This window comes from Nocardia nova (assembly GCF_002933465.1).
Lineage (GTDB): Bacteria > Actinomycetota > Actinomycetes > Mycobacteriales > Mycobacteriaceae > Nocardia > Nocardia nova_B.
On record NZ_PSZE01000003.1, the window covers coordinates 283,849 to 307,052 of the forward strand.

General features: G+C 67.9%; 20 protein-coding genes and 1 pseudogene. 9 read left to right on the forward strand and 12 right to left on the reverse strand.

The features are described from left to right. Window positions 1–6 precede the first annotated feature (6 nt). The 4 genes from qhpG to C5E41_RS05600 all read right to left on the reverse strand — a co-directional run bounded on the left by qhpG (window position 7) and on the right by C5E41_RS05600 (window position 4,411). Window positions 7–1,503: a flavin-dependent monooxygenase QhpG gene (gene qhpG, locus C5E41_RS05585; protein WP_104374738.1), complete on the reverse strand. Its 1,497-nt coding sequence runs from the start codon at window positions 1,501–1,503 to the stop codon at window positions 7–9. A 612-nt stretch (window positions 1,504–2,115) separates the two neighbouring features. Beyond that, entirely contained in the window at window positions 2,116–3,180 is a 1,065-nt protein-coding gene (locus C5E41_RS05590; protein ID WP_104374739.1) for a hypothetical protein, read from the reverse strand. A 197-nt stretch (window positions 3,181–3,377) separates the two neighbouring features. Beyond that, entirely contained in the window at window positions 3,378–3,770 is a 393-nt protein-coding gene (locus C5E41_RS05595) for a rhodanese-like domain-containing protein (RefSeq protein ID WP_104374740.1), read from the reverse strand. Window positions 3,771–3,814: 44 nt separating this feature from the next. Continuing rightward, complete coding sequence (locus tag C5E41_RS05600) at window positions 3,815–4,411, reverse strand: cysteine dioxygenase (protein WP_258080753.1); 597 nt, start codon at window positions 4,409–4,411, stop codon at window positions 3,815–3,817. A gap of 281 nt (window positions 4,412–4,692) precedes the next feature. Here C5E41_RS05600 and C5E41_RS05605 point away from each other — a divergent pair, with 281 nt between their 5' ends. Further along, window positions 4,693–5,145, forward strand: a complete 453-nt coding sequence (locus C5E41_RS05605; RefSeq protein ID WP_104374742.1) for a DUF6325 family protein — start codon at window positions 4,693–4,695, stop codon at window positions 5,143–5,145. 10 nt (window positions 5,146–5,155) lie between these two features. Here the strand turns inward: C5E41_RS05605 and C5E41_RS05610 are convergent, their stop codons facing one another. After that, window positions 5,156–5,533, reverse strand: coding sequence for a VOC family protein (locus tag C5E41_RS05610; RefSeq protein WP_104374743.1), 378 nt, complete (start codon window positions 5,531–5,533; stop codon window positions 5,156–5,158). 64 nt (window positions 5,534–5,597) lie between these two features. On the opposite strand from C5E41_RS05610, the gene C5E41_RS05615 reads away from it, so the two are divergent. Together C5E41_RS05615 and C5E41_RS05620 are read left to right on the forward strand one after the other, a co-directional pair. Continuing rightward, a complete protein-coding gene (locus C5E41_RS05615) occupies window positions 5,598–5,963 on the forward strand; it encodes a winged helix-turn-helix transcriptional regulator (RefSeq protein ID WP_104374744.1) in 366 nt (121 codons plus the stop codon). Window positions 5,964–6,159: 196 nt separating this feature from the next. Continuing rightward, on the forward strand, window positions 6,160–7,038 hold the full coding sequence (locus C5E41_RS05620; RefSeq protein ID WP_104374867.1) for a TIGR03854 family LLM class F420-dependent oxidoreductase: 879 nt from the start codon (window positions 6,160–6,162) through the stop codon (window positions 7,036–7,038). 17 nt (window positions 7,039–7,055) lie between these two features. Here the strand turns inward: C5E41_RS05620 and C5E41_RS05625 are convergent, their stop codons facing one another. From C5E41_RS05625 to C5E41_RS05635, 3 genes are all read right to left on the reverse strand, one after another. Continuing rightward, window positions 7,056–7,229, reverse strand: a complete 174-nt coding sequence (locus C5E41_RS05625) for a hypothetical protein (RefSeq protein WP_181063106.1) — start codon at window positions 7,227–7,229, stop codon at window positions 7,056–7,058. A 22-nt stretch (window positions 7,230–7,251) separates the two neighbouring features. Continuing rightward, window positions 7,252–8,712: an NAD-dependent succinate-semialdehyde dehydrogenase gene (locus C5E41_RS05630; RefSeq protein ID WP_104374745.1), complete on the reverse strand. Its 1,461-nt coding sequence runs from the start codon at window positions 8,710–8,712 to the stop codon at window positions 7,252–7,254. Between the two features lie 131 nt (window positions 8,713–8,843). Further along, window positions 8,844–9,830, reverse strand: coding sequence for a TauD/TfdA dioxygenase family protein (locus tag C5E41_RS05635; RefSeq protein WP_104374868.1), 987 nt, complete (start codon window positions 9,828–9,830; stop codon window positions 8,844–8,846). Window positions 9,831–10,167: 337 nt separating this feature from the next. Here C5E41_RS05635 and C5E41_RS05640 point away from each other — a divergent pair, with 337 nt between their 5' ends. From C5E41_RS05640 to C5E41_RS05665, 6 genes and pseudogenes are all read left to right on the forward strand, one after another. Next, window positions 10,168–11,379 (forward strand): ROK family transcriptional regulator, encoded by a 1,212-nt coding sequence (locus C5E41_RS05640; protein WP_104374746.1) that lies wholly within the window; start codon window positions 10,168–10,170, stop codon window positions 11,377–11,379. 53 nt (window positions 11,380–11,432) lie between these two features. Continuing rightward, complete coding sequence (locus C5E41_RS05645) at window positions 11,433–12,518, forward strand: ABC transporter substrate-binding protein (RefSeq protein WP_258080754.1); 1,086 nt, start codon at window positions 11,433–11,435, stop codon at window positions 12,516–12,518. 3 nt (window positions 12,519–12,521) lie between these two features. Then, window positions 12,522–13,376, forward strand: coding sequence for an ABC transporter permease (locus tag C5E41_RS05650; protein WP_104374748.1), 855 nt, complete (start codon window positions 12,522–12,524; stop codon window positions 13,374–13,376). After that, window positions 13,352–14,091: pseudogene (locus tag C5E41_RS05655) on the forward strand (ABC transporter ATP-binding protein). Before C5E41_RS05650 ends, C5E41_RS05655 begins: the two are co-directional and overlap by 25 nt. Window positions 14,092–14,130: 39 nt before the next feature. Further along, complete coding sequence (locus tag C5E41_RS05660) at window positions 14,131–15,474, forward strand: LLM class flavin-dependent oxidoreductase (RefSeq protein ID WP_104374749.1); 1,344 nt, start codon at window positions 14,131–14,133, stop codon at window positions 15,472–15,474. Then, on the forward strand, window positions 15,471–19,223 hold the full coding sequence (locus tag C5E41_RS05665; protein WP_181063107.1) for an ABC transporter ATP-binding protein: 3,753 nt from the start codon (window positions 15,471–15,473) through the stop codon (window positions 19,221–19,223). Before C5E41_RS05660 ends, C5E41_RS05665 begins: the two co-directional genes overlap by 4 nt. A 25-nt stretch (window positions 19,224–19,248) precedes the next feature. On the opposite strand, the gene C5E41_RS05670 is transcribed toward C5E41_RS05665, so the two are convergent. From C5E41_RS05670 to C5E41_RS05685, 4 genes are all read right to left on the reverse strand, one after another. Further along, window positions 19,249–20,862, reverse strand: coding sequence for a molybdopterin-dependent oxidoreductase (locus C5E41_RS05670; RefSeq protein WP_104374751.1), 1,614 nt, complete (start codon window positions 20,860–20,862; stop codon window positions 19,249–19,251). A gap of 66 nt (window positions 20,863–20,928) precedes the next feature. After that, window positions 20,929–21,666 carry an anti-sigma factor gene (locus C5E41_RS05675; RefSeq protein WP_104374752.1) on the reverse strand — a complete coding sequence of 246 codons (738 nt, stop codon included), beginning with the start codon at window positions 21,664–21,666 and terminating at the stop codon, window positions 20,929–20,931. Next, window positions 21,659–22,306 carry an ECF RNA polymerase sigma factor SigK gene (gene sigK, locus C5E41_RS05680; protein WP_104374753.1) on the reverse strand — a complete coding sequence of 216 codons (648 nt, stop codon included), beginning with the start codon at window positions 22,304–22,306 and terminating at the stop codon, window positions 21,659–21,661. The genes C5E41_RS05675 and sigK overlap by 8 nt, the downstream gene beginning before the upstream one ends. A 138-nt stretch (window positions 22,307–22,444) precedes the next feature. Next, window positions 22,445–23,104, reverse strand: a complete 660-nt coding sequence (locus C5E41_RS05685) for a fasciclin domain-containing protein (protein WP_104374754.1) — start codon at window positions 23,102–23,104, stop codon at window positions 22,445–22,447. Window positions 23,105–23,204 lie beyond the last annotated feature (100 nt).

A 23,204-nucleotide genomic window follows, 5' to 3' on the forward strand; every position in this document is an offset into this window, starting at 1 on the left:
TCGCCGCTAGAGGGCGGCGCCGGCGCCCTTGCGGGGCGGTTGGACCGGGAGAGTCATGGCCTCGCGCTCGGCGTCGGAGCGCGGGCGGGTGGTCAGGCCGAACACCGGTTCCGTGGTGATGCGGATTTCGCCCATCGTGGTGTCGGACAGCGGATCGCGCCAGTGGTCCCAGACCGGTGACATATCCAGGCCGCCCATGTACTTGATGTTGACCCCGTCGGTATCCGGGGCGGTGTGCAGGCGCTCCGCCTCGGCGACGATGACCTCGGTGCCGGTACGGTCCTGATCGCCGGTGGTCTCGCCGACATCGGTCAGGCCGGCCATGATCCGGGTGAACGACTGCTCGGGCGAATCGCCGTCGCGGACGTCGGTGAGCTTGTGCGCGTGCGCGAAGTATTCCTCGGAGCCGATGTAGTGCTCGTACATCCGTGAGACCAGGGAGAGGAACCGGGTGTAGCCGCGGCGGTAGGTGTACTCGTAGTACGCCAGCGCATCGGTTTCGGACATCTCACCGCGCAGCGTGGTCGCGATCGCCGCCGCGGACACGAGCCCGGAATAGGTCGCCAGGTGAACTCCGGTGGACAACAACGGATCCAGGAAGCACGCCGCGTCGCCGACGAGGACGTAGCCGGGGCCGCAGAACCGGTCGGCGACATAGGAGTAGTCCTGTTCGGCCCGCACATCGGCGATCTGCTCCGCACCCTCGAGCATTTCGCACATCGGCTTGCTCTCCCGGATGGTCTCCAGGTAGTACGACTGGCGGGAATCGTGCGCGCGCAGCTTTTCGGCGGCCAGCCGCGCCGAGACCACATAGCCGACGCTGGTACGCCCGTCGGCGAGCGGGATGTTCCAGAACCAGCCGCCCTCCTGGGTCGACACCACGTTGATCGCGCCCTCCGGGCTGTCCGGGTGCAGGTGTGCGCCCTTCCAGTACGACCAGATCGCGACGTTGCGGAAGGCCGAATGTTGGCGACGCATGCCGAAGTGCTTGGCCAGCAACCCGTCTCGGCCGGTAGCGTCGACGAGGAAATCGAACTCGGTGGTGTGGACGGTGTCGTCGCCGGCCTTGACCCATTCCGCCGCGGTCGGACGCTCACCGTCGAACAGGATGTTCTCGACGGTCGCCTGTTCGATGACCTCTGCGCCCTGGTCGGCGGCGTTGCGTAGCAGGAGGTCGTCGAAGGCGGCGCGGTCGACCTGCCAGGACCATGCCTCGGCGTCGACGAGCTTGGACCAGTCCAGCAGCCAGGTGTCGTTCTGCCATTGGAAGTAGCCGCCGCGTTTGATCTGGAAGCCGTGCGCGGCGACCCTGTCGTAGGCGCCGGATACCCGCAGCGTGGACAGGCACGAGGCCAGCAGTGATTCTCCGATGTGGTAGCGCGGGAACGTATCCCGCTCCAGGAGGGTCACCTGCACTCCGGACCGTGCGAGCAGTGCGGCCGCGGTGGACCCCGCCGGGCCGCCGCCTACTACCAGAACGCGCGGAATTTCGTTGTTCCCCATAGCAACTCCCTGGAACTGCGTACGAACGGACGGTGCGCCGGATCGGCTGCCGGACCGAGTCCGGATGGCATGTCCTACGACAAAATCCGAAACCTCCGTAGCCGCTTGTTAACTCGTACTCGGCGCACGGGGAATCAGTTTATCAGTAGTACTTGAATCATCAAGGGAAACAGCAAGTTACGATGCAAGTTCGTATCAGCAGGGAGTAGCTGAAAGATAGCTGATGTGGGTATGAAGATGCCGCTGTCTGTGATGCGCGGCTAGGGTCACGACAGGGGACGCGACGTTGCGTTACGTGAGTGCCGTTTCGGCGAGCAAAGCGGAAGGTACGGTGACGACGACCCCAGGCGGGTTTGCGGTCCCGGCTGGTCATGTCCGGCATCACCCCACTTTCACCGACTCATCCAGGGTAAGGCCTTTGTCCGGTTCCCGCGGGGCGTCCGCCGGATTCCGGCCACTCCTTCCGGGTATGCCCTGGTCGCGCGGCGTGCGAAGCAGAATCCTTGGGCCCGAACGACATTGCGGTATCCGGGTGAGGCGCCGGACGCCCAGGCGGGGCCGCGGTGCCGGCGTCAGGGCGCTGACGCACGGCACCGCGACCGTGCCGTGGTGCTATCCGGTGGTCGTCTCGGCGGTCAGTGCCGCGGTCGTCTCGGCAGCGCGCTGCGCGTCCGCAACACTGCAGCGGCCGAGACCGCACGCGGTCGCGACGCCGAACGCGGGACGACCGGCCGCCTGCTCGAACAGTCGCAGGGCGTGTGCGCTGTCGTCGGCGGAATCCGGTGACACCACCCCCGCGATGACGTTCCAGTCCGGGTCCAGCCGGCGCAGGGGGGCGTAGAACGCGGCGTCCTGTGGTGCGGGTTCGGCACCGAACGCACACGGAATATGCACCGCCGGAAAGGGAGTGCCGTCTGCGCGCAGCCGGCGTGCGGTGTGCTTCAGCAGGGTGACCGCGGGCGCCAGCGAACGCGGGCTGAGCAGCGCCTTGTGCTGATAATCTCCGTAGCACAGATGGACCACCGCCTGTGCCCCGATCTCGTGTATGCCGGTGAGTACCCCGGCCAGTTGGCGAGCCAGCAGCGGCGCCGCCGCCCATTTCGCGCCCAACTGGTCGGCCTTGACCATGCCCAGCAGCGCGAACGGTGATTCGACCTGCCAGACCACGCGATCGCCGTAGCGCGCGTTCACCTCCGCGATCTCTTGCAATGCGGCCTCGGTGAAGACCGGCAGATGCCGCAGTGCTGTCGCGATGAGATTGGAGCGGCGCAGGGCCGGGCCCAGCGGGAATCCGTTCGACACCGCCGCACCGGCGAAGACGAACATCGCCAGATCCAGCGGATTGGGTTGGCTCAGTTGCAATCTCGTCCCGTCCAGTTCGGGCCGCCCGGCGCGCACCTCGTCGAAGGCGGCTACCACGGCGCCGATGCGGTCGAGCCGGTCCATCGCCACGTGCCGCGGTTCCAGCTTCGCCCCCGGGCGCAGGCCGTAGCTCGGGAAATCGCTGTAGTCGGAGTAATCGCCGGTGCGGACGACATCGAAGACGTCCTCGTGCTCTCTGCGCCGGCGGAGGTAGTCGAGGATCCAGTCCGGATCCAGATCACAGGGCAGTCCGGTCACGGGATGGCCCGCACTGCGGTCGGCGAACCACTGCAGCACCGCAGCATCCCCGGTCATCAACTCGGCTGGAACACTTCCGACATAATGCGCACACCTGGTCATCGCACTCCTCGTAATTCCGTTTGCCCCTCTACATTCTCAGCCAGATCGTTTGCAGGTGAAAGAATTCCGGGAACCGGGAGGTAGACGCGGCGCTGCGGACGCGGATGGCTGTCGTGGCAACCGGGCGGGCGAGGCGAGCGGGTGTCGGTGGTCTACGGAACGGCGGGGCTCCCGCCGGGAGCCACCGGCAGGCCGGCCGCCTTCCACGCCCGGAACCCGCCGACCAGGTCGGTGGCGCGAGTCAGCCCGAGACGCTGCGCGTCGGCCGCGGCCAGGCTGGAGGCGTACCCCTCGTTGCAGACGATGATCACCTCGGTGTCGGAGGTCAGGTCCGGGAGCCGGTGCGAACCGTGGGGGTCGAGCCGCCATTCCAGCACGATGCGCTCGACGACGACCGCGCCGGGGATCTCACCCTCGGCGAGGCGGTTGGCGTGCGGGCGGATATCGACCACGAGCGCGCCCTCGGCCAACCGGTGCGCGGCGGTGACGGGCTCGACGCGGTTCAATCCGGCGCGTGCCTGTGCGAGCAGATCCTCGGCGCTCATACCGTCACTCCTCGGCGATCGGGCGATGTGGGTTACCGGCATGGTCACACACCGGTGAAATCCTGCAGCGAGCGGTATTCGCGGACCGGTCGCAGCGGTGGCGAGTAGGCGTGCACCGTGGCGGCCGGCCGGGCGCTGCGGTTGTGCAGCTGGTGGGCGCGTTCGGGCCCGAACGCGATCGTGTCGCCGGCGCGGCGCCGGGCCGAGCGTACGGGGCCGGTGGGGTAGCGGTAGTCCTCCTCCAGTTCACCGATCGAGACGGTGAACGAACCCGACGCGCCTCCGTGGTCGTGCGGTTCGGTGCCTTGCCCCGGCGCCCACGACAGCAGCCACAGTTCCACGCCCATCGTCAGCGCGAGCCGGGTCCACCAGCGGCGCGAGGTGTCGAACCGCACGATATCCAGCAGCGGTGTCGCCAGTTCGCTCGCCACCACCGCGGTGAGCTCGTGCAGTTCGGCCGGTGTCCACAGTGTGCGCTCGGCCACCACGGCGTCGTGGAGTAGCGGCACGTCGACGCCCGGATGAATATCTTTGGCGTGCTCGAGTCGCACAGGCACGGACGTCGTCACCACTACCCCTTCCACACCGCGGTCACGCGAATTCTTCGCCGCCACACGCGGTTTGCCACCATCCAGACTCACCGTGAGCGAAACTCCGTGGTGTCGCCGAGCTGGGTGGTGCTCCGCGCGGGGAGGCGACACGCTGAGGGGGCACGCTGAGGGGGCACGCTGAGGGGGCACGCATGAGACACCGTGTCCGATGGCCATGCGCGCCGGAATCGATTCCGGTTTATCCGCGAGCGGCCCGGCTTCGAATCATTAGGTGTCACGCCGGTGGCCGATGTGCTCGTCGTCGACCGCGTGGCCTCAGCTGCTGTCTCGCCGAATCACGCCGGTGATCCGGCCAGGGATGAGGTACTCGGATGACCAGTGCTGCCGGTATCGATGAGATGGGTCCGATCGACTATCTCGTTATCGAGTTCCCCGCGGGCCGCCCCCCGGACGGCTCGGCCCTGCCGGTGCTGCGCGATCTGGTCGGCCGGGGCATCATCCGCGTGCTGAATCTGGCGTTCCTCCGGAAAGAGGGCGACGGGTCGCTGACCGGCATCGATATCGCCGATATCGGGCTCGAGTGCGAAGCGACTGTGGCCTTGTTCGCCGAGGAGACGACGGGCGTACTCGACGACGGCGATCTGCGGGAGGCGGGAGCCGCGCTGCATCCCGGGCGTTCGGCCGCCGTTCTGATCTACGAAAACACTTGGGCCGCACCGTTGTCGGTGGCCTTGCGGCGCAACGGCGCCGAAACGGTGGCGGCCGGCCGCATTCCGGTCGAGGCGATCCTGACCACCTTGGACAGCCTCGATGACAAGAACTGACATCGAGGAGTCAACCGCCCAGGACGCGAATCCGGACCTCGTCGGTCCATTCCACGTACTCGACCTGCGTCCCGTCGGGATGGCGGGCGTAGACGACGCGGCCGGTGGGGGAGGTGACCGGCTCGCCGACGACCGTGCCCCCGATATCGGCGAGGAAGGCCGGGAGCGCGCTCAGATCGTCCACGATCACCGGGCCGACGGTGCCGCGGTACTTGTCGATCGCCGCGTCCGGTCCCGCGACGACGAGAAAGCCACCGACGGCGGCGATTTCGGCTTCCTCGAATGGGAAGCGAAGGTCGGCCGGCGCCCCGACGAGGCGCTCGTAGATCGGCAGGGCCGCGTCCATATCAGCGACGAACAGCCGGGCATAGGTTTCGAGAATCCGCATTCCTCGCACGCTACGGTCGTTCCTTACGCTGGGTAAGTACGCACTTCAAGGTGAGAGGTACGCGGTGAGCGGGACAGAGCAGGAGCGCGCAGCGGCCGTCGCGCGCCACATTTTCGCGACCCTGTCCACCAAGTGGGCCCTGGCCGTGCTGGAGGCGATCGGTGATCGCGAGCGCCGGTTCACCGAACTGCACCGCGCCGTTGAAGGCATCAGCTACAAAATGCTGACGCAGACCCTGCGGGCCCTCGAAGCCGACGGCATCGTCACCCGGTACGACCACCACACCGCGAATCAGCGGGTCGACTATTCCCTGACCCCGGCCGGTCTCGATCTGCTGGCCACCGTCCACCGACTGTGCACCTGGTCGCGGACTCATCTGGACGAGTTGCTCGACGCCCCGAACCATCCCGCTGCCCGGGCAGGGCGGTGACACTCGAATCCAGCTGCGCCGGTGAGTCTTCCCCGGAGCCGGCGGTTGTGTTCCGAGACGATCCATGTCGAAGTCGTTGCAGCACAACGCATTCTATCTGCTCGGATACGGGCGTCTGTGCGTGCCGGGACCGGTTCGGCGGCTCGGTCGAAATATCGGCGTCGATGGCGGTGTTGTTCCGGCGGTGAGTGGCGAGATGAAGATTCGGTTCGGGGTGGGTACCGGTTCGGCCGCCGACCCGCGAGAACTCGCCGAGCTCGTGGATCGGCTCGAGGCCGCGCGGGTCGATTCGCTGTGGTTCTCCGAGCTGGTGTTCGCGCCGGCCGTGGATCCGACGGTGGGGATGGCGTTCGCGTTGTCGCGAACCAGCCGATTGAAGGTCGGCACGTCGGTGGCGATTCTGCCCGGGCGGCATCCGGTGCTGGTCGCCAAGCAACTGGCATCGCTGGCCGCCCTGGCACCGAAACGGGTTTTGCCGGTGTTCGGCTTGCGCCCGGCCGGCCCCGGAGAACAGGACCTGTTTCCGGTGCCGGGGCCGCGCGGGGCGGTCTTCGACGAATCGCTGCGCCTGCTGCGCGCGATGCTGCGCGCCGACGATGTCGATTTCGACGGCGACTACTTCACCGTTCGCGGGGCGACGGTGGGCACGCGGCCGACCCGCCCACTCGACATCTGGCTCGGTGGTCGCGTACCGGGCGCCTTCCGTCGCGTCGGCCGATACGGCGACGGCTGGCTCGGTAGTTTCGTGACCCCGGCCGAGGCGGCGGCCGGGGTATCGGCGATCAATGCGGCGGCAGCCGCGGCGGGCCGGGAGATCGAAGCCGATCACTTCGGCATCACGTTGCTGCTCGCGGAGAACGGCATCCCGGCCGAGCTGGCGGCACGGATCGGCGCGCAGCGATCGGGTGCCGATCCGGGCGATGTGATCGCCGGGAGCTGGGCGGATCTGCACCGGCTGGTAAACGAATACCTCGCGGCCGGACTGAGCAAATTCGTGGTGGTGCCGGCCGACGGCGCGCTATCGGCGGAATTCGTGGACCGGTTCGTCACCGAACTGCTGCCGCGGCAGAACTGAGGGCAGGGCTGGAGGCATCAGGGCACGTCCATGACGAGCTTGCCCGTTGTGCCCCTCGTCCAGCTGTTCGTGGATCGCAACGACGCCCGGACTCCCACCAGCACCTCACCCGGCCCGGGACGCGGCGTATCGACGTCGCCAACCGTGAGTGCTTCCGGACCACCGAATTCCCGCAGCACCGCTGCACGCATGCGCATCTCCTCTTTCGAGCCCTCAGCCCGCGACACCGGCGGATGCGGTCGTGCGGGGCAGGGAGCGAATCAGTTTGCGATTGGCGAAACCGAACATGCCGAGTTCGGACAGTTCGCGACCGAAACCCGACTGCTTCACCCCGCCGAAGGGCAGATCGGCCTGCGAGGAGGTCGGGTGGTTGATCCACACCATGCCGCTGTCGATCTGCTCGGCCACCGCTCGCGCGCGGTCCGGGTCACTGCTGTACACCGTGGCGCCGAGCCCGAACTTCGAGGTGTTCGCCAACTCGATCGCCTCGCGTTCGTCACCGACGCGGTACACCACCGCGACCGGCCCGAACAGCTCCTCGGAATAGGCACGCATCTCGGGAGTGACATCGGTCAGCACTGTCGCGTCGACGAACGCGTCCCGGCGTCCCGGCGCCGGAACGTCGGGGCGGCCGCCACCGGTGACCACCGTGGCGCCCTTCTCGCGGGCATCCTGAACCTGTTCCAGCAGGTCGTCGGCGGCCTTCGGAGAGGAGAGCGGTCCGAGTGTGGTCTCCGGATCCGACGGGTCGCCCGGGCGCAGTGCGCCGAACCGCTCGGCCAGACCGACCACGAACCGGTCGTACAGTTCGTCCGGGACGATGAAACGCTTTGCGGCCACACAACTTTGACCGGTGTTGCCCAGCCGCCCGGTGGTCGCCGCATCGAGTGTGCCGTCCAGATCGTCGGCGTCGAGCACGATGAAGGGGTCACTGCCGCCGAGCTCGAGCACGCATTTCTTCACGTGCCGCCCGGCGATCTCGGCCACCGACGCACCGGCGGCGTCGCTGCCGGTGAGGGATACGCCCTGGACAGCGGGATGCGCCAAGACGTGCTCGACGTCCGAGATCCGCAGGAAGATGTTGGTGTACACCCCTTCGGGCGCGCCGGCGTCGGTGAAGATCTTCTGCAGTTCGAGCGCGGTGAGCGCGCAGATCTTGGCATGCTTGAGCAGAATCGTGTTGCCCAGCACCAGGTTCGGCGCCGCGAACCGCACCACCTGATAGAGCGGGAAATTCCACGGCTCGATGCCGAGCAGCACCCCCAGCGGCGCGTTGACGACCTGAGCTTCGCCCTCCTCGACCGGCAGTGCGGTGGGCTCCAGAATGCGCGGCCCGTTCTCGCCGTAGTACTGCAGAATGCTCGCGGCGAGGTCGACTTCGAACTCGCTCTCGGAGATGCGTTTGCCCATTTCGCGGGTGATCAGCCGGGCGAGGTCGTCCTTGCGTTCGCGCATCAGATCCGCCGCGGCGGACACCACCCGCGCACGCTGCTCGACCGGTGTCGCGCGCCACGACCGGTAGGCGTCGTCCGCGCGTTCGAGCAGCGCGTCGAGTTGCTCGGTCGCCAGATAGGGCAGTTCGGCGAGGGTTTCGCCGGTATAGGCGTCGACCGTCTCGAACGGTTCGGCGTCGGGACCCGAGGCGCTCATCGGCTGGATGTTGGTCGATGTCATCGGTCACCACTCCTCGTACGACGGAATCCGGCTCGGTCGGTGTCACAGGGGGGCTACCCGCCCACGGCGCACGAAACATCACCGGGGATCCGAGCGGCGGCGGCCCACCGGTCGGGTGGGCCGCCGATTCCTCAGGAGACCTTGACGTTGGCCTCGGTCGTGAATTCCTCGCCCGCGATGATTTGCGAGACGAAGCCGTCCGGGCCCACCGGGCGGTCGCCGACCACCGTCACCCGGTGCAGGGTCCGGGTCACGTCGAGGTGGCCGAGGTCCTGGGGGCCGAGGTGGGCGGTCGAGCGGTTGTCCCAGACGGCGACGCTGTTGGTGTCCCAGCGGAACCGAACCGTGTACTGGGGGCTGCTGAGATGGCCGAAGAACAGGTCGAGGATCTTGGCGCTCTCGACGGGCGACAGCCCGACGATGTGATCGGTGAAGCCGGGGTTGACGAACAGTGCCCGCTCACCGGTTTCGGGATGCACCCGCACCACCGGATGTTGCGAGATCAGCAGATTGTCGTTGATCCGGCGCACGTAGGCCTCGTTGTCGTCGAACTTGCGGCCTGCCGAGAATCGGTGCACCGCGGTGAGTCCGTCGGCGAACGCGCGCAGCGGCTCGGACAGGCCCTCGTATGCCGCAACGAGATTCGTCCAGGTGGTGTCGCCGCCGAATTCGGGAACCACCTCCAAGCGGAGAATCGAGATGGCCGGCGGGTTCACCGAGGCCGTCACATCGGTGTGCCAGCCGCTGTAGTAGCTGTACTGCCGCTCCTGGGAGTCCGGCCGCGCCGAGCCGTAGCGCCGCTCGTAGACCTGGGGGTCGATGGTCAGGATCTGCGGGGCGTCGCTGGGCGGTGCGTCCTCGTGCGGGTGGGCGTGGGTGAGTTCGCCGAAACGGCGGCCGAACTCGATCTGCTCGGCGTGGCCGAGGTGCTGGTCGCGGAAGAACAGCACCTTGTACTTCAGCAGCTTGCGGCGCAGCCGCGCGACGGTCTCGTCGTCGAGGGACTGACGCAGGTCCAGTCCGCGGATTTCCGCACCGATATGCCCAGCCACCCGATGCACGGTGAAAGCGCCATCTTTGCCTTCGGTCGTTTCGTTCTTTTCGACAGCCAGTGTCATTTCATCACACTCCATCGGATTCGAATGCACCCGGCCGAGAGTCGCCATTGGTGCGGGAATACCATGGGGCACAATAGCTTTCCGGTCCCCCACGATGTTCCGATGGTAATTCGCACACCGCGAGCGTCACACTTGTTGCCGTCGTCGTGATTTCAAATATCCGCGAAACTTATTTTTTCCGGCAAAGAAATTCCGGCCGGTTCTACAATGGCATCTCCACGCGTAGCTCGGCCGATGTGCCCGAGTTCGGATCACGCTGATGCGGAACGGTGCCGACCGCCGCCCGGTCTCGTAGGGTCGGCCGCAGACGTATGGGGACCAGACGGGACCGAGGCCTATGAGACCGGCGAGAGGGTGGCCGACGGCCGCGGGTGCGGTACTTCGCGCGATCTTGGAATTGGGCGGCGCGTCGCGTTCGGTTGTCGCTGCCCACGCGGGACTGTCCCCGGCGACGGTGACGAGCCGGACGCGGGCGCTGCTCGAGGCGGGGCTGGTGCGCGAAGCGCCCCAGCTGGACCGGTCGCAGCGGGTGGGCCGACCGCATTCGCCGCTGGAGCTCGATCGCCGGAATGCGGTGGCGGCCATCCATTTCGCGGCCACCCAGACCCGGGTGGCGGTGGTCGACATCGCGGGCACGATCGTCGCGAGTGCGCTGGTTCCACACCGTACGCTCGAGGGGGCGGATCTGGTCGCCGACGCGGCCGCCGCACTCGCTGCGCTGCGCCGTGATCTTCCGGAGGACACTCGCTTGTCCGGGGTCGGCGTCGCGACCGGCGGCTGGGTCGATCCGGACGCCGGCGTGGTGCTGTCGCACCCGCTGCTACGCCTCCAGGACACGCTTGTGCGGGATGTGCTGGCGCAGCTCACCGGCCTGCCGGTGGAACTCGACAGCCACGCCCGCGCGATGGTGCACGCGGAACAACTGTTCGGCGCCCTGGATTTCGATTCCTCGGCCGCCGTATTGTTCGTTGGCAATGTCATCGATGCGGCCTTCGCCGTCGACGGCCGGGTCCACTACGGCCCCGGTTCCTCGGCCGGTTCGCTGGCCACGCTCGTTCCGGCCGACCTCGGTCCGGGTGGCCCGGGACCGCTCGACACCTACTCCGACCGTTCGCTCGAACGACGTGCGGCCGGCCTGGCGCTCGTGACGGAGCCCACGATCCCGGCGCTCATCGCCGCCGCCGAGACCGATCCACGCGCGCGCGCTTTGTTCGAGGACCGGGCGCGCGGACTCGCCGCAGTGGCCGCCGCGCTGCTCGATGTGCTCAATCCGGAGACGCTGATCATCACCGACCGAGCCTTCACCACGCTGCCGGCCGTGCGTGCCACCTACATCGACGCGATCACCGCGAGAACGCAGGTGCGTTCCGCACGGCACCGCATCATCGGCACGTCGTTTCCCAGCCGCTCGCTGGAGACCGCCGCCGCGGCCGTGCTGCTGCATCGCGTCTACGCCGATCCGCTCACTGTCACCGCGGACGGTTTCGGCGTGCACCGAAAGGAGGAAGCCGCGCCGCGCTTCGAATCGCCGCGGTTCGAGTCCGGGTAATTTTAAGTCGACCGAATATTGTGGGCCGCAACATAATTCGCGACGATCGACAAATGAGAAAGCTCATCGAAGCGCGACCGTCTACGCGTAGGATGCGCCTCACCCGCAGGGTCGGCGCGGCGTCGTTCGTGGTGCTGGTCGCCGCCTGTGCCACCTCGGCCTGTGCGAACTCCGGGGGGTCGGCCGATTTCGCTAAACCCCTGCCGACCAGCGTGCCGCCGGGTACGTCGCTGAAGATTTCGGCATCCGATATGAAGGTCGCTCTGACCAGCAGCGGCCAGATCGACAAATTGCCCTTCACCGTGCCCGATTGGCCGAGTGTCTCTGCCGGCCCGGATGTGATCCAGGCTTTCAAAGGCGGCGCGGTGGAGTTGGCCAGTAATGCCGGAATTCCGTCCATCCAGGCGCATGCGCAGGGCCTCGACACCCGCATCGTCGCCGTGCTGTGGCGTAGCACCCCCAACTACGGCCTGGCCACCGCTCCGGGCAGCAATATCAAGACCCTGCGCGATCTGCGGGGTAAGAAGATCGCCTATTCTCCCGGTCAGGCGCAAGGTGGCGTGGTGCTGCGGACTCTGCAGCAGGCCGGGCTCAGCATCTCCGATGTCACCCTCGTGCAACTCAACAGCCCGCAATTCCTCACCGCGTTACAGGGCAAGCAGGTCGATGTGGCGCCGCTGGCCGAACCGTCGCTGACGAAATACCTCGCCCAGTATCGATCCGAGGGCGCCGGCACGGTGCAATCCGACGCGGTCGACGCGTTGAGCGTTCTCTGGGCACCGACCTCGGTGCTGGCCGACGACGGAAAGCTGGCGGCCGTCGCGGAATTCGTCAAATTCTGGGCGCGCGCGAAAGTCTGGGAATGGGAGAACCAGGACCGGTGGATCGCCGACTACTACGTCGAGAATCAGGGCGTGAGCGAGACCGACGGTCGCCGCATCATGGCCACGACCGAACGCCCGTATTTCCCGGACAACTGGGACGAGTCGATCGACTGGGAACAGAAGACGATCGATTTGATCACCAGCTCGGGTGCCTTCGGGAAGTCCTTCGACGCCCACCAGGTGTTCGACCGGCGTTTCGAGAAAATCGCCGCCGAAGCGGTGGCTCCGCAGTATCGCGCCAAGGCACAGGGGTGACCCATGACCGTCGTCTCCGCACATCTTCCTACGCTCGCCGCACCCGGCCGCTCGGCCGCCGGCTTCACCGCGCGACCGGCCCGTCGCCGCCTCGGTCTGCGCCGACAGATCCCGTTCGCCCGGTTGCTCGGCGTGATGCTGCTGCTCGCCGCCTGGTCCGCGGGGGCCTATTTCGGACTACTCGATCCGCGCAAATTGTCCCCACCGTGGACGGTCGTGTCGACCGCCTGGGAATTGCTCACCGACGGTCGGTTGCTCACCACTATCGCGGTGTCCATGCAGCGCGTGGCCACGGGGGTGTTCCTGGGAATTCTGATCGGCACCGCCCTCGCGTTGATCGCCGGCCTCTCCCGGATCGGAGAGTCGTTGGTGGACGGCGTGGTTCAACTCAAACGCTCGATTCCCACCCTCGGCCTGGTTCCGTTGATGATTCTGTGGCTGGGTATCGGCAACAGTTTCAAGATCGTGCTGATCATGCTCGCGGCCGCGGTCACCCTCTACGTACCCACGCATTCCGCACTGACCGGGATCGATCGGCGGCTCGTCGAATTGTCGGAGATCCAAAGCGTTTCCCGCTTCGACTTCATCAGGCAGGTAGTGATTCCCGGATCGCTGCCGGGCTTCTTTCTCGGGTTGCGGCTCGCGGTGAATACGTCCTGGCTGGTGCTGGTCGTCGTCGAGTCGGTCAACGCGACCGACGGTCTGGGGAAGATGATGCAGGACGCCCAGAACTACGGCCAGGCCGACGTCATCCTCGTCGGGCTCGCCGTCTACGGAATCTTCGGCCTGGCATGCGATTCCGGAATCCGGATCCTGGAGCGAAAGGTGCTGTCGTGGCGGCAAACTCTGGCGGACTGACCCCCGACCCCGGTGCGGGTGTGCAACTGGACGGACTGACCCGCAGATTCGGCGGCCGAGCCGTACTCGACAACGTCGATCTGACCTCCCCGACGGCCAGTTCGTGGCTCTGCTGGGCAAGAGCGGATCCGGCAAGTCCACGTTGCTGCGGGCACTGGCCGGCATCGACCACGGTGTGGCGGGCGAGGGCCTGTTGCGGGTGCCGGACCGGACATCCATGGTGTTCCAGGATTCCCGGCTGCTGCCCTGGAAACGGGTACTGCCCAACGTCCTCTACGGTCAGCCCCGTTCCCGCCGGGCCGCGGCCTCCGAGTTGCTCGGCGAAGTCGGCCTGGCCGGGCGCGAAAAAGCGTGGCCTGGAGAGCTTTCCGGTGGCGAGCAGCAGCGTGCGGCGCTGGCCCGAGCTTTGGTGGGCGAGCCGGACCTGCTGCTGGCCGACGAACCCTTCGGCGCCCTGGACGCGCTGACTCGCATCCGCATGCACGCCCTGTTGCGCCGCCTCGTCGTGGCCCATCGCCCGACGGTACTGCTGGTGACCCACGACGTCGACGAGGCCATCACCCTCGCGCAGCGGGTGCTGATCCTGGATCGCGGTCGCATCGACGTCGACATCGATATCGACATCGACGGCCCGCGCGACCCGGCGCAACCACAGTTCCAGCAGATCCGTCGCTCGCTGTTGAGCGCGCTGGGCGCACATCCGATCGCGGCCTGAGCGCCGATCATTCACTACCGGAAAGAATTTCGTCTCCCGATGACCAGAACCCTGCACTTGAACGCGTTCCTGATGTCGACCGGCCACCACGAGGCGTCGTGGCGGCTGCCGGAATCGGACCCGTTGGCGCATCTGAATATCGAGCACTACATCCGGCTGGCCGAGATCGCCGAGCGCGGACTCTTCGACTCGATCTTCTTCGCGGATTCGCCGGTGCTGCAAGGCGACCCCGGCCGCCGGCCGGCCGGTAAGCTGGAGCCGACGATCCTGCTGACCGCGATCGCCCTGCGCACCAGCCGCATCGGCCTCATCGCCACCGCGTCGACCAGCTACAACGATCCCTACAATCTGGCCCGGCGATTCGCCTCGGTGGACTGGGTGTCCGGTGGCCGGGTGGGCTGGAATATCGTCACGACCGCCGGGGCCGACGCGGCCCGCAATTTCGGCCTCGACGACGTGCCCGATCACCGGCTGCGCTACGAGAAGGCCGCCGAATTCGTCGATGTGGCGACCAAACTCTGGGACAGCTGGGACGACGACGCCTTCATCGGCGACAAGCAACTGGGCATCCACTCCGATCCCGACAAGGTGCGCGAGATCAACCATGTCGGCGAGTTCTTCCGGGTGGCGGGGCCGCTCAATGTGCCGCGGTCGCCGCAGGGCTATCCCGTTCTGGTGCAGGCGGGTTCGTCCGAGGACGGGAAGGGGTTCGCCGCCCGCTACGCCGAGGCGGTCTTCACCGCACAGCAGACCCTCGAGGACGGCAAGCAGTTCTATGCCGACCTGAAGGACCGGGCTCGCCGGCTCGGGCGTGACCCCGACACCGTCAAGATTCTGCCGGGTATCGTCCCGGTGATCGGCGACACCGAGGCGCACGCCCGCGAACTCGACGACGAACTGACCCACCTCATCCAGCCGGAATACCAGCGGCGCACTCTCGCCGAGCGATTCAAGCTGCCGGTGGAGGCGCTGGATCTGGACAGTGAGCTGCCCGCGGATCTCCCGACCGAGGACCAGATCCAGGGTGCGAAGAGCCGGTTCACGTTGATCGTCGATCTCGCTCGCCGGGAACGACTCACAGTGCGTCAGCTGATCGCGCGCCTCGGCGGCGGTCGCGGCCACCGGACATTCGCGGGCACCGCGGAACAGGTCGCCGACACCATCCAGGAGTGGTTCACCGATGGCGCCGCCGACGGATTCAACGTGATGCCGGCCGCCCTGCCCTCGGGGCTGGAGAGGTTCGTGGACGAGGTGGTGCCGATTCTGCAGGAGCGCCGACTGTTCCGTACCGAATACGAGGCGACCACGTTGCGTGGGCACTACGGATTGGCGCGTCCGGAGAACCGGTTCACTGTGGCCGCCGATGCGGCGATCGCTCAGTGAGCCGGACGGATTCGGCTGCCGGTCAGGGATGGGTGCGGTATCTGCTGCATCGGTGTCTGTCGCATCCGCGTGCCGTCGCGGGTGCGGCCATAGGCGCCCTCGGTAGTGCCGCGTCGACCGCGGTAGTACCCCTGGTGGTGCGGCATGTCGTCGATACGCTGGGCAATTCCCGAATACCGCTGGCCGCCGCCGTCACCGCCCTGATCGTCATCGGTGTGCTCCGGTTCGGGCTGTCGATGCTGCGCAGGGTGTGCTCGTCCAGGCTGTCGCTGGGCGTGCAGTTCGATCTGCGGTCGGATCTGTTCGCCGCGCTGGTGCGGATGCCCGGCCGCGAACAGATGGCGGTGTCCACCGGCCAGGTGGTGAGCCGCGCGATCAGTGACATCACGCTGATTCAGATGTTCCTGCAACTGATTCCGATCGTCACCGGCAATGCGGCGCTGCTGGTGGCGGCGCTGGTGCTGATGGCGACGATGTCATTGCCGCTGGCAGCCATCGCGCTGGTGTTGCTGCCGGCACTGTGGTTCGTCACCCGGCGCTCGCAGCGAGAACTGTTCCCCGCCAACTGGGATGCGCAAGCCCAGGCGGCGGAGGTGGCGATGCGGGTGGAGTCGGCGGTCGCCGGGGTGCGCGTGGTCAAGGGGTTCGGACAGGAGCGCCGGGAGACCGGTGAACTGGAGCGGCGTGCCCGCGACTTGTTCCGGTCACGGCTGCGTGTGGTGCGGATCACCAGCCGATTCACCCCCGCGATGGCGGCCCTGCCGGCCCTGGGACAGGTGTTCATCCTGGTGGTGGGCGGAATGCTCGCCCTCCAGCAGAGCATCAGCCTCGGCACGTTTCTGGCCTTCATGACGTATCTGGGGTCGTTCGTGAGTCCGGTGCGGCAGTTCTCGACATTGCTCACGGTGAGTCAGCAGGGGAAGGCGTCGCTGGATCGGGTGCGCGAGGTCATCGACGCGGGCCCGGGCCGGGAGGCGGCGGCCGCACCGTTCACTGCGACCGGCGCGCCGCCGCGGATCGACCTGTCCGAGGTGAGCGTGCGGATCGGCGGCACCGCGGTTCTCGACCGTCTGGACCTGATCATCCCCGCCGGTACGACGGTGGCGTTGGCGGGCGGCGCAGGGTCCGGGAAATCGACCCTCACCGCACTGCTGCCACGGCTGATCGATCCGGATGCCGGTGTGGTGCGGCTCGACGGCGCGGATGTGCGAGAGTTGCCCGATATCCGCGGTCGGGTGGCCATCGTCTTCGAGGACACCCACCTGATGGCCGATACCATCCGGGCGAATGTGACCTACGGGCGTCCGGATGCCACCGACGATCAGGTCTGGCACGCCCTGTACCTGGCGGCGGCCGACGAATTCGTCCGGCGGCTGTCCGAGCAGTTGGACACCCCGATCGGGGAACGGGGGCAACGGCTTTCGGGTGGACAGCGGCAGCGGCTGGCGCTGGCGCGCGCGTTGATCACCGACGCCCCCGTCCTGGTGCTCGACGATGCGACCTCGGCGATCGATGCGAAGGTCGAGCAGACCATCTTCGAACGTATCGCCGCCGAGGTGCGGCGCCGTACGACGGTGGTGGTGGCACACCGTGTTTCGACCCTCGCCCTGGCCGACCGGGTGGTGATCCTGAACGACGGCCGGGTCGCCGAATCAGGCACCCTTGCCGAACTCCAGGGGTCCGGCACTCTGTTCGCGACGCTGTTCACACCGCCGGATGTGGCGGAAATCAGTGCGGCCCTGCGCACGACGGCCGATGTCGTGCCAACGGAGATACTCTGGGCCGAACCCGCCGAGTACGGCGACGAGAGCCGAACCCTGGAGCAGATGGCGCGGGCGTTCTCGCACCATGCGGCCGGAGCGGGCGGTTTCGCGCGCGGCGGCGGCATGATGACCTCCGCGCCGCCCAGCGGGGATGTACAAGCGCTCATCGACGCACTGCCACCGGTGACGGGCGAACCCGACGTCTCCGAAACATTCACGCGGACAGCTGATCCCGCGTTCGGACTGCGCCGGTTACTGCGGCCGTTCGCTGGTCCGCTGCTGGCCGGTCTGGGCCTGGTCGCCCTGGATGCGATCGCGCAGATTCTGATTCCGGTGCTGGTGCGCTACGGCATAGACCGAGGAGTTCTGGTCGGCGCGCGGGACGTCCTGCTCGCCGCGGCGGCGCTCGCGGCCGGGGTGGTGCTCGTCGACTGGGCGATCAGCGTCGCGCAGGTCCGGGTGACCGGGCGGGCCGGGGAGCGGCTGCTGTTCGGCGTGCGGGTGAAGACGTTCGCCCAGCTGCAGCGGCTCGGCCTGCAGTACTACGAACGCGAACTCGGCGGCCGGATCATGACCCGCATGACCACCGATGTCGACGGGTTGTCCACCTTCCTGCAGACCGGCCTGTCGACCGCGTTGACCTCATCGCTGACCATCGGCGGCGTGGTGATCGCACTGCTGGTGATCGACGCCCGGCTGGCGGTGGTGGTGCTGGCGCTGATACCGATCCTCATCGCCTCCACGGTGTGGTTCCGGCGGATGTCGGTGCCCGCCTACAACAAGGCGCGGGACAAGGTCAGCGCGGTCAACGCCTACCTGCAGGAGAACGTGGACAACATCAAGGTCACCCAGGCCTACCGCCGGGAAGCGCTGAACCAGGACAGATTCGACCGGCTGTCGTGGGACTACCGCGACGCGCGACTGCGCAGCCAAACCCTGATGGCCGTGTTCTTCCCGTTCATCGAATTCCTGTCGGTGGTCGCGACGGCCGCTGTCCTCGCCGTGGGTGTGCACCAGGTGCGCGGCGCGGCGCTGGGCGCCGGGACGCTGATCGCGTTCCTGCTCTACATCGATCTGCTGTTCGCGCCGATTCAGCAGCTCTCGCAGGTGTTCGACAGTTATCAGCAGGCGGTGGTGGGTGTCGATCGGCTCGGCCGCTTGTTCGCGGTGGAGGTCGCCACCCCGCAGGCGGCGCGGCCGCGGGCGGTGCACCGGGTCGACGGGGCGATCGAGGTCCGGAATGTGGGGTTCCGGTACCGGCCCGAGGACACCGCCGTCCTGCACGACGTGACGTTGCGAATCGAACCTGGGCAGCGGATCGCGCTGGTGGGTGAGACCGGGGCCGGAAAGTCCACGCTGGTCAAACTCCTGGCTCGCTACTACGACCCGACCGAGGGGCGAATTCTGGTGGACGGCAGGGATATTCGCGAGTTCCGGCTGGAGGACTACCGCAAACGCCTCGGCGTGGTGCCGCAGGAGCCGTACCTGTTCGGCGACACTGTGCGCGACGCCATCGCCTACGGCAGGCCGGACGCCGATCCGGCGGAGATCGAATGGGCCGCCCGGGCAGTCGGGGCGCACGAGATGATCGCCGCACTCGGCCTCGGCTATCACCACCCGATCGGCCCGCAGGGCAGGCTGTTGTCCTCCGGGCAGCGGCAACTGCTCGCACTCGCCCGTGCCCAACTCGTCGAACCCGACATCCTCATCCTCGACGAGGCCACCGCCTCCCTCGACCTCGCCACCGAGGCCCGGGTTCGCGCGGCCATCGATGTGCTCACCGCGGGCCGCACCACGATCGTGGTGGCGCATCGGCTGGCGACCGCGGCGGACTCCGACGTCGTAGCGGTGATGGTGGGCGGGCGCCTGGCCGAGGTCGGGCCGCACGAGGACCTGCTGCGGGCGGACGGGACCTACGCGGCGCTCTGGCGGGCGTATGTGGGAGCGTCGCGAACCGATACGGATCGCGAGTCGGCGCGGTTGTAGGGGCGTGGCGCCGGTTCGCCTGCGCTCATCGCACGCTGACCGTGCGGGAATGCCATCCCGTCGCGCCGTCCGGCATCGGTGGGTGGCGCTGAGCGGCCTGGGTGGTTCCGGTGGTGTCGGTGGCGCGGACGCGGAGGGTGTGGGTGCCCGGGGCGGCCTGCCATTGGTAGGTCCATTGACGCCAGGTGTCGGGGGAGTATTCGGTGGTCAGGTCGGCGGCGAGCCAGGGGCCGTCGTCGACCTGCACCTCCACGGACGCGATACCGCGATGCTGGGCCCAGGCGACCCCGGCGACTACGACCGGGCCGGCGGGCAGGGTTGCGAAGGCGGCGGGGACATCGATGCGGGATGCGGTCTTGATCGGCGCCTGGTCGGACCATCCCCGGGTGGTCCAATACGCTTGTGCGCGATCGAATCTGGTCACTTCGAGGTCGACCACCCATTTGGTGGCGGACACGTAGCCGTAGAGGCCGGGAACCACGAGCCGCGCCGGGTAGCCGTGTTCGAGGGGCAGCGGCGCGCCGTTCATGCCGACGGCGAGCAGCGCGTCGCGCCCGTCGGTCATCGCCTGGATCGGCGTCCCGGCGGTGAAGCCGTCGGCGCTGCGGGACAACACCATATCGGCATCCGGACGCACACCCGCCTCGTGCAGCAGATCGGCCAGCCGGTAGCCGGTCCACACCGCATTGCCCGTGAGGTTGCCACCCACTTCGTTGGACACACAGGTCAGGGTGATCATGCGCGCGATCGCGGGCCGCCGACGCAGCTCGTCCATCGTGAATTCCGCTGTGCGTTCGACCATTCCGTGGATGCGCAGCCTCCACTCGGTACTGCTGACGGCGGGCACCTGCAGCGCGGTGTCGACCCGGTAGAAGTCGGCGCCGGGCGTGACGAATGCGGTGAGCCCCGGCACCGAGCGGGTCATGGCCGGGGTGACCGGCGCGGCCGCCGAAACTGCCTTGGGCACGATGAATCGCGCCCGGTCCGCGGCCACGTCCCGTAGCCGTTGTGACACGAATCGTCCCGCCGCCGCGGCGCCGACCGCGATCGCGCCGACCCCGGCCGCCATCGTCAGAAAGCGCCGCCGCGCCAATCGAGTGGCACCGGGGATATCGCCGTGGTCCGGGACGCGGTCGCGGTCCCGAGCCTCCTCGGGGTCCCGACCTTCGTCGCGCCGGCCTCCTTGTGGGACCAGTAGCCGCAAGACGATCAGCCCCGCCACCACACCGACCGCGGTCGGAATCGCGAACCACCACTGCGCATTCGGACGATGCAGTGCCGCAACGGTGATCGCGATACCCAGGACGGCGAATATCGCGCTGCCGATGCGGCGGCGACGTTCGAGCACACCGCACAGGGCGGCAAGCACCACCATCGCCGCGCCCAAAGCGGCGAACAGCACATCCTTGTCGTGACTGCCGAACCGTCGGATCGCCTGCTCGCGCAGTTGCTGCGGCGTGTGATCGACGACCGTCGCCCCGGCGGCGAAGAACGGCGAGGAGCGTGGGTCGAGGATCGCGCCCACGAGTTCGCCGATGCCCAGCACCGCCGCACCCGCCAGTATTCCGGCGAGCGCGGCAGCGGCGAATCCGAGCGTGCTGCGGTGCGCGGTGGGCCCGCGCGTATCCGTGTCGATCATGAGGTCCTCGATTCCCAGGCGGGATGAGGAATTCGTGACGCCGGTCCGCGCGGACGGCGCCGATCGTCAGCTCATCGGCATGGTGCCGATCGGGGCCGTGGTCGGGGCCGGGGAGCCGCCCGCGGGTTCGACGGTGATGGCCAGTGCGTCGCCCCCGGCGTAGGTGGCCACCATCGGCGCGGACGGACTCGGTACGTGGTCCATCACCCCGGCCGAGCGCGGCGCGCCGGTCGGCGGTACCACCCACAGCTGGTATACATGGCCCTGCGGCGCCGGCGGCATGCTCTCGAAAGCCACTGTGGCCGCACCCATTTCGTTGGACGCGTGCACCATCAGCACGCCGCCGGTACTGAGCGGCGCGCTCGCGGTGTGTGCGTCCGGTTGCCGCATGATCTGTTCCGCCATCGGTGGATTCGCGGTCTGCCCGGCGTGTTGCTGGGCGACGATGCCGCCGCCGACTCCGGCCGCCACCACTACCGCGGCCGCCGCGGCCAGCCAACGTAGCCGAGACCTCCTGGACGGTCGGGTGAGCGGAACCGCGGCGGACGGATCGGCGGGCCGCGCGCGGTCGAGTGCGGCGAGTATGCGCCCCTCCAATTCCGGCGTGGGCTCTTTCGCATCGAGGACCGACAACGCACCCATCGTCTCGCGGACTGCGCGAACCACCACCGAGAAGGCCTGGCTCGTGTCCGGGCCGGCGTCGGCGACGCGTTGTTCGATCTCGTCGCGCTCGGAATCGCCGACCGCGTCCAGAGCGTAGGGGTAGGCCAGGTCGAGCAGCTCGTGGTCGGATGTGTCAGGCATGGGAGGCCACCCCCGAAAGGCAGATCTGGAGCCGCTTCAGCGCATCCCGGATACGGCTCTTGACGGTGGGCAGTGGCGCATCGAGATGTTCGGCGACCTCTCGGTAGGTGCGTCCGCTGTAGTAGGCCAGCGCGATCGCCTCCCGCTGGGTCGCGGTGAGGGTGTCCAGGCAGCGCAGCACCGCCTGCTCTTCCAGCCGCTGACCGACCGTTTCGGCGACGGTGTCGTGGTCACGTCCCAGGTGGGCGTGACCGTAGACGCGATCGCGGGCCGTAGCCGACTCCTCGATGCGTACGCGGTCCACGGCACGCCGATGGGTGAGCATCATCAGCCACCCGATCGGGCTGGCCAGCGCGGGGTCGTAGCGTTCGGCGGTCGTCCAGGCCTGCAGATACACCTCCTGCGTGACCTCCTCGGCGGCGGTGTGACTGCGCAGGATGCGCAAGGCGAGGCCGAACACCCTCGCGCTGGTCGCCCGATAGAAGCGCGTGAACGCCTCGCGGTTGCCGGTGGCGGCGGCCGCGAGCAGAGTGGCGAGCTCACGCTGCGTTTCCGCACGCTCGCCGCCGCCCGGCGGACACGACGGAGTGTCATCGGTATCGGCCAGGCGGATCGAGGTGAACTCCGGATCGCCGGTCATGAGCGCGTCCCTGCATACATGGGAAGAGGTTCGACATGACCAGCTTGCCGGATGGGCGCGGATTTCGGGACGTTTTAGCTCGCGTGCGGTACCGCGCCGATATGGTCTCCGACCAGCGCGAACGGCCGCAGTGACAACTCAGGCGGGCGGCATCAGCACGGTGTCGATCAGATAGACCGTCGCATTCGCGGTCTTCACGCCACCGCAGACGACCGTCGCGTCGCCGACCTTGATGGTGTCGCCGGAACGAGTCACGTTCACCGTGCCGCCCTCGACCGTCTTGTGCTCACCCGCGATGGCATCGGGCGCGATCTGCCCCGGCACCACGTGGTAGCTGAGGATCTTGGTGAGGGTGGCGCTGTCGGTCTTCAGGCTGTCGACGGTGGCCGGCGCCAGCTTGGCGAAGGCGTCGTCGGTGGGAGCGAAGACGGTGAACTGGCCACCGTTCAGGGTGTCGACCAGGTTGACCTGTGGGTTCAGCTTCCCGGACACCGCGGCGGTGAGCGTGGTCAGCATCGGATTGTGGGAGGCGGCCGTCGCGACGGGATCCTGCGCCATGCCCTCGACCGAGCCGGGACCCGAGGGCACCTGCTCGGCATAGGCCTTGCAGCCGGGGCCGACCAAGCCGGCCATGGCGTCGGTGGCCGTACCGCTGGGCGCGGTCATGCTGCTGGTCCTGCTCATCGTGGTCGACGACCCCGAACCGGAGTTGTCGTCGGAAGAGCAGGCCGACACTCCCAGCAGGGCCGCGGTCGAAACAAGCGCCGCCGTGACGACGGCACGCTTCATGCTTCTCATCGGTTCATCACTTTCTCTCGGACGACCCGGCGGTCGCACGGTGTGTGGATGACAGCACGGAATTCGTGTCGCGCGGCACCGCGGATGGGTCGAATGTCGT